The 1,168-nt window shown below is 75.6% G+C and carries 2 protein-coding genes and 1 pseudogene; 1 reads left to right on the top strand and 2 read right to left on the bottom strand.

What is annotated here, in order from left to right:
• Both ABZ641_RS38540 and ABZ641_RS38535 read right to left on the bottom strand, forming a co-directional pair.
• Positions 1 to 241, bottom strand: a pseudogene (locus ABZ641_RS38540) (dihydrofolate reductase); the annotation flags it as partial.
• A gap of 153 nt (positions 242 to 394) precedes the next feature.
• On the bottom strand, positions 395 to 724 hold the full coding sequence (locus ABZ641_RS38535) for a hypothetical protein (protein WP_359989345.1): 330 nt from the start codon (positions 722 to 724) through the stop codon (positions 395 to 397).
• Positions 725 to 977: 253 nt separating this feature from the next.
• Between ABZ641_RS38535 and ABZ641_RS38530 the strand changes: the two genes are divergently transcribed.
• A partial coding sequence (locus ABZ641_RS38530; RefSeq protein ID WP_359989343.1) for a hypothetical protein occupies positions 978 to 1,168 on the top strand: 191 nt, incomplete at its 3' end.

Here is a 1,168-nt window from a genome sequence, read left to right as displayed (position 1 = left end):
CGAACGGGTCGCCCGCGCGGTCGGGCCAGGCGGCGGCCATGGTCTGCCAGGTGCGGCGGCCGAAGAGCAGCGCGTCCGCGGTGCGCAGCGCCGCGTCGAAGGCGCCGCCCACCACCTCCGGGTCGAAGAAGGGGTGCGACCATCCGCCGTGGGCGAAGCCGCCGTCGGTGTCCTCCTGGGGGCCGCCGGGCGCCTGCACGACGCCGTCCAGGCTGATGAACTCGCTGACCACGATGCGCACGGTGCTCGATCCTCCGGGTGGGTCGGGACTCGGCCGGGGAGCCCCCGACCGCTCCGGCATCATGGCACCCGGCACCGACAATGCGGCGGACGTGGCCGCCCGTCAGGTCGCGCTGCTGCCCCGGTGGTTGACCCTCCGGCCGGGGGGGCCGCGTCAGCCGTACCAGGACGCCTCGGTCGGCCGGGCCCGCCGGGGCACCTCCCGCTCGGCCATCGGGACCTGCACCTCGCCCGCGAACAGCGCGCAGCTCGGGATGCCGGTGAACACGCCGGGCAGGGCGATCCGGACCTCGACGTGCCGGGGCGGGCTGGTCGGCAGGACGGCGATCAGCGAGTGTTCCTCGGGATGGTGTCCGTGCACCCGCTCGAACGCGACCTCGTGCCCGTTCACCAGCACCTCCAGCTCGCGGACCCCGCCCAGGCGGACGCCCGCGGTCACCGAACAGCCCGCGTACTCGCAGTGGAAGTGGTACTCGCGGCCCATGTCCGCCTCCCGACGCTGCTGCTGCGGGCGGTGTCGTGCCCGGTCACTCCATCCTGACACCGGGGCGGCGGGATCGGCAGGACGGCCGGTCCCCGGTGGGCCGGCGGCGGGCCCCGCTCCGGACGGCGGCGGGCGATGCTCCGGACGGCGGATCCCGCTCCCCCGGAGGGAGCAGTGGCCGTGACCGTTCGGCCGTCACACCGTTGGCCGCGCGGAGCACCGTTCGGGCACACCACCGTTCAAGGAGAGACCCATGCGAAAGTACGTCCGGACCGCCGTCGTCGGCGCCCTGCTGGGCGCGAGCGCGCTGACCGCCGTGCCGGCGGGGGCGGCCGGGAACACCGCCTACCCGGAGCCCTCGAAGCAGGAGCACCTGTACGCGGTGCCGGTGGCGGGCGTCACCGACGTCGGCGACCTCACCAAGCTGGCGCCGCTCGCCGAGCC

The sequence above is a fragment of the Kitasatospora sp. NPDC007106 genome, assembly GCF_040634455.1.
GTDB lineage: Bacteria > Actinomycetota > Actinomycetes > Streptomycetales > Streptomycetaceae > Kitasatospora > Kitasatospora arboriphila.
Note: the sequence above shows the minus strand (reverse complement) of the source record. Positions and strands in the feature narration are given on the sequence as shown.

Coding starts and splice junctions, on each gene's coding strand:
- ABZ641_RS38535 (WP_359989345.1), bottom strand. CDS start 724: ATGGGCCGCGAGTACCACTTCCACTGCGAGTACGCGGGCTGTTCGGTG.